The sequence below is a fragment of the Roseiarcus sp. genome (assembly GCF_049514155.1).
Lineage (GTDB): Bacteria > Pseudomonadota > Alphaproteobacteria > Rhizobiales > Beijerinckiaceae > Roseiarcus.
Genome location: NZ_JBEKVH010000243.1, coordinates 1 through 4,871 on the forward strand (window position 1 = coordinate 1; position 4,871 = coordinate 4,871).

Genomic DNA, 4,871 nt, shown 5'->3' on the forward strand with positions numbered 1-4,871 from the left:
CGACTGGAATGGCCTGCGCGAGCCGATCACGCTGGCGACCGAAAACGACAGCCTGAACGGCGTGACGATGCTGTTCGGCCATCTGCTGACCAACAAGGCGCAGATCTTCGCCGACGTGCGCACCTATTGGTCGGCCGAGGCGGTCAAGCGGGTCACTGGCCATCAGCTCGAGGGTCGCGCCGCCTCCGGGCTGCTGCATCTGATCAATTCCGGCGCGGCGGCGCTCGACGGCGCGTGCACGGCCAAGGACGCGTCCGGCCAGCCGACGATGAAGCCGCACTGGGAGCTGACCGAAGCGGACGCCGCGGCGGCGCTCGCGGCGACCGACTGGTGCCCCGGCGTCGAGGAATATTTCCGCGGTGGCGGCTTTTCCAGCCACTTCCTCACTCGCGGCGGCGTGCCGTTCACCATGGCCCGCCTGAATCTGGTCAAGGGGCTCGGCCCGGTGCTGCAACTCGCCGAGGGTTGGAGCGTCGATCTGCCGGAGGCGGCGCACAAGGCGCTGGAGGGCCGCACCGACCCGAGCTGGCCGACCACCTGGTTCGCCCCGCGGCTGATCGGCAAGGGACCGTTCCGCGACGCCTATTCGGTGATGGCGGCCTGGGGCGCCAACCATGGCGCGCTGACGCACGGACACGTCGGCGCGGACTTCATCGCGCTGGCCGCGCTGCTGCGCATCCCGGTGAGCATGCACAACGTCGATGACGCGGCGATCTATCGCCCCAGTTCCTGGGCGGCGTTCGGCATGGACGCCGAGGGACAAGATTATCGCGCCTGTCAGACCTATGGACCGCTCTATGGCTGACCGGCGCGGCGGCTTCAGGCCGATAAGGGGACACGGATGGCGACTCTGATTGAAGTCCAAGGCGTCAGCAAGAACTTTCCGGGCGTGCGGGCGCTGAGCGACGTCCGCTTTGAGTTGCGCTGATGAAGATCCTTGCCGGGGTCTATCGCAAAGATTCCGGGCAAGTCCTTTACAACGGCGCGAGCGTCGATTTCGCCGGTCCGCGCGAGGCGCAGCACGCCGGGATTGGCATCATTCATCAGGAACTACAACTGATGAATCACCTCACCGTCGCCCAAAACATCTTCATCGGCCGCGAGCCCAAGTGGGCCTTCGGTCTGCTGCTCGACGAAGACAAGCTCAACCGAGAGGCGGCCGAACTGCTCGCCCATCTCAACCTGAGCTTCGATCCGCGCACCCTCGTCGGCGATCTGACGGTCGCCAAACAGCAGATGGTGGAAATCGCCAAGTCGTTCTCCCACAACTCGCGCGTGCTCATCATGGACGAACCGACCGCGGCGCTCAACAACGCCGAGATCGCCGAGCTGTTCAAGATGATCCGCGATTTCAAGAGCCGCGGCGTCGGGATCGTCTACATCTCTCACAAGATCGACGAACTGAAGCTGATTTCCGATCGCGTCACCGTGCTGCGCGACGGCGAATATGTCGGCACCGTTCCGACCGCAACGACCAGCACCGAGACGATCATCTCGATGATGGTCGGCCGCACGCTGAAAGACGTCGCACGCGACACGACGCGCAAGCCGCGCGACGAAGTGGCGCTCGAGGTGAAGGGCCTCAATTGCGGCGTGCTGGTGAGGAACGTCAGCTTCTCGCTCAAGCGCGGCGAAATCCTTGGGTTCGCCGGCCTTATGGGGGCTGGACGGACGGAAGTGGCGCGCGCCGTGTTCGGCGCCGACCGCGCCCAATCCGGCGAGATATGGGTGGCCGGCAAGAAGGTTTCCGTCCGCTCGCCCAGCGACGCCGTCGCGGTCGGCGTCGGCTACCTCTCGGAGGACCGCAAACGCTTCGGCCTCGCAGTTGGCATGGACGTCGCCGCCAACGTGGTGATGGCCAATCTGGCGCGGTTCTTGTCGTTTCACATCTTTCTGCGGGAGCGCGCGATTTTCGCCGAGGCGGGGAAGTTCGTGAAGCTGCTGGGAATCCGCACGCCCTCGGTGAGGCAGCAGGTGGGGCTGCTATCGGGCGGCAATCAGCAGAAGGTCGTGGTCGCCAAGTGGCTGGCGCGCAACTGCGACGTTCTCTTCTTTGACGAGCCCACGCGGGGCATCGACGTCGGCGCGAAGGCCGAGATCTACAAGCTGTTGCGGGAGCTCGCCGCCCACGGCAAGGCGATCGTCATGATCTCCTCCGAGCTGCCCGAAATTCTTCGCATGAGCGACCGCATCGTCGTCATGTGCGAGGGGCGCATCACCGGCGAACTCATGCCGGAGGAGGCGACCCAGGAGCGAATCATGCAGTTGGCGACGCAACGCGAAACAATGGCGGCTTGAACCATGGAACCGAACACGGCCACCCCCACCGAGCACGCCGTCGCGGAGGCCCGCGCGCCCGCGAGCAAGACCGGACTCAATCGCTTCTTCGGGGCGCAGGCGCAGCAGAAGCTGCTCGCCTTTCTGAGCCTCATCGTGATGCTGATCTTCTTCAGCTTCGCTTCGCCCTACTTCGCCCAGATGGACAACGTCCTCGCCATCATGCAGGCGACGGCGGTCGACGGCGTGCTCGGGATATCGGCGACGTTCGTCATCATCACCGCCGGTATCGACCTTTCGGTCGGCACGCTGATGACGTTCTGCGCGGTGATGACCGGCGTGGTCCTGACTAACTGGGGGATGCCACTATGGCTCGGCGTCCTCGCTTCGGTCGCGACGGGCGCGTTCTGCGGCGCCGTTTCGGGCTTCCTGATCGCCAAGCTGAAGATCCCGCCGTTTATCGCCACGCTTGGCATGATGTGGGCCGTCAAGGGCCTATCGCTGGTCGTGACGGGCGCTAGGCCAATCTACTTCAACGATACGCCGAACTTCGACATGATTTCGCAGGCGTCGCTGATTGGCTACTTCGTGCCGAGCGTGCCACTTCCCAACGGCGTCCTCATTCTGTTCGGCCTCGCGATCGTCGCCTCGGTCATCCTCAACCGAACGGCGCTCGGGCGCTACACCTTCGCGCTCGGCAGCAACGAGGAGGCGGCGCGGCTTTCGGGCGTCAACGTCGACGCCTGGAAGATCGCCGTCTACGCCCTTGCTGGGGCGATCACCGGCATCGCTGGCCTGATCATCGCCTCACGCCTCAACTCGGCCCAGCCGGCGCTCGGGCAAGGCTACGAACTCGAGGCCATCGCCGCCGTCGTCATCGGCGGCACATCGCTGGCCGGCGGCTCGGGAACCATCCTCGGCACGATCATTGGCGCCTTCATCATGAACGTGCTGCTCAACGGCCTGCGCATCATGTCGGTCTCACAGGAATGGCAGATCGTCGTGACGGGCGTCATCATCATTCTCGCTGTCTACGCCGACATCCTGCGCCGCAAGCGCGCGTGAGAAGGTGAGGAATGAAGCTGGAAGGGAGAGCCAGCAGCAAGGGAAACCGCAGCCGCCGGCGGAGCAAGAGGCGGAAACCGCAACGAGAACGATAACTGAAGTGGAGGAATCATCATGTTGAAGAAATGGCATATTGGCGTGGCGCTCGGCGCCATGGTGGCGATCGGCTTTACGGCCAGCGCCAGCGCGGACGACGTCTATATTCCGTTGATCTGTAAAGGCTTCCAACACCAGTTCTGGCAGTCGGTGAAAGCCGGCGCCGAAGAGGTGGCCAAGGCCAACGGCGTTAAAATGACGTTCGAGGGACCGGAGACCGAGGCCATGGTCGACAAGCAGATCGACATGCTGTCGGCGGCGCTCGCCAAGCACCCGAAGGCCATCGGCTTCGCCGCGCTCGATAGCAAGGCCGCCATCCCGCTGCTGAAGAAGGCGCAGGCCGCCAACATTCCAATCGTCGCCTTCGACTCGGGCGTCGATAGCGACATCCCAGTGACGACCTGTCGGACAGATAGCGTTGCGTCCGCCGCTTTGGCGGCCGACAAGATGGCGGAAGCGATCGGCGACGCCGGCGAAGTCGCCGTCATCGTGCACGACGAGACGAGCCGCACCGGCATCGACCGCCGCGACGGCTTCCTCAACGAGATGAAGGCCAAGCACCCCAACATCAAGATCGTCAGCGTCCAGTACGGCGCCGGCGACCACTTGAAGTCGGCCGAAATCGCCAAGGCCGACCTCCAGGCAAACCCGAACCTCAAGGGCATCTTCGGCGCCAACGAAGGCTCGGCGGAAGGCGCAGCGATTGGCGTCAAGGAATCCGGCAAGAAGGTCGTGCTTATCGGCTACGACTCCGGCAAGGAACAGATGGACGCGATCCGCTCCGGCTTGATGCTCGGCGCCATCACCCAAAACCCGGTCGGCATCGGCAAGTGCACGATCGAATCGGCGTTGAAGGCCCTCAAGGGTGAGAAGCTGCCGCCGGTCGTCGACACCGGCTTCTATTGGTACGACAAGACCAACATCGACGATCCCAAGATCGCTGCGGTTCTCTACGACTGAGAGGGACTTGAAGAGACTGGAATGCGCGAGGGAGGGCTTCGGCCCTCCCTTATTTGTTTGGGCTTTTTCGGGTTCTTGGGGCGACAGCCAAACACGTATGGGTCGCTGACCGCGGCTACAGAAGGGCGCGTTGACTTCAACCGGCTTCACGCCGCGCCGGACAAGAAAAAGCCGGCCTCACCGCGGCCGGCTACATCAGGCCGCTTTTCATCAAAGGGCTTTCCCGACCGACTCGCGCGCCCTCGCTCGCCATTGCGATTGATAATCGCCAAGACGGCTGAGGGACGCCGGCGCGTGGCGCTTCAAGTCGACAGGACATTGAGGCAGTTTTCCCGTCGGTCCCATCAACGCCAGCAGGGCGGCGCCGGCGGCGGTTCCTTGCTGCAGTAGGGATGAGGAGACCGGTTGGTCGGGGCGCAGCGCCGCCAGCAGCGAACAATAGAGATCGTTGCTGGCAAAAGGTCCGTCGACGA

Annotated in this window: 3 protein-coding genes and 2 pseudogenes; 4 read left to right on the plus strand and 1 reads right to left on the minus strand. The window is 64.0% G+C overall.

Annotated features, from left to right (window positions below):
• The 4 genes and pseudogenes from ABSF49_RS20695 to ABSF49_RS20710 form a co-directional block, all read left to right on the plus strand.
• A partial coding sequence (locus tag ABSF49_RS20695) for a hypothetical protein (protein WP_490363334.1) occupies positions 1 to 805 on the plus strand: 805 nt, incomplete at its 5' end.
• Positions 806 to 841: 36 nt separating this feature from the next.
• Positions 842 to 2,298, plus strand: a pseudogene (locus ABSF49_RS20700) (sugar ABC transporter ATP-binding protein).
• Positions 2,299 to 2,301: 3 nt separating this feature from the next.
• Positions 2,302 to 3,342, plus strand: a complete 1,041-nt coding sequence (locus tag ABSF49_RS20705) for an ABC transporter permease (protein ID WP_424114527.1) — start codon at positions 2,302 to 2,304, stop codon at positions 3,340 to 3,342.
• A gap of 114 nt (positions 3,343 to 3,456) precedes the next feature.
• Positions 3,457 to 4,398, plus strand: a complete 942-nt coding sequence (locus ABSF49_RS20710; RefSeq protein WP_424114528.1) for an ABC transporter substrate-binding protein — start codon at positions 3,457 to 3,459, stop codon at positions 4,396 to 4,398.
• Between the two features lie 210 nt (positions 4,399 to 4,608).
• On the opposite strand, the pseudogene ABSF49_RS20715 reads toward ABSF49_RS20710, so the two are convergent.
• Positions 4,609 to 4,871 (minus strand): annotated as a pseudogene (locus tag ABSF49_RS20715) (carbohydrate kinase); the annotation flags it as partial.

Bases quoted from the DNA above. Each gene is read 5' to 3' on its own strand.
- ABSF49_RS20705 (WP_424114527.1), top strand. From the start codon at position 2,302: ATGGAACCGAACACGGCCACCCCCACCGAGCACGCCGTCGCGGAGGCC.
- ABSF49_RS20710 (WP_424114528.1), top strand. From the start codon at position 3,457: ATGTTGAAGAAATGGCATATTGGCGTGGCGCTCGGCGCCATGGTGGCG.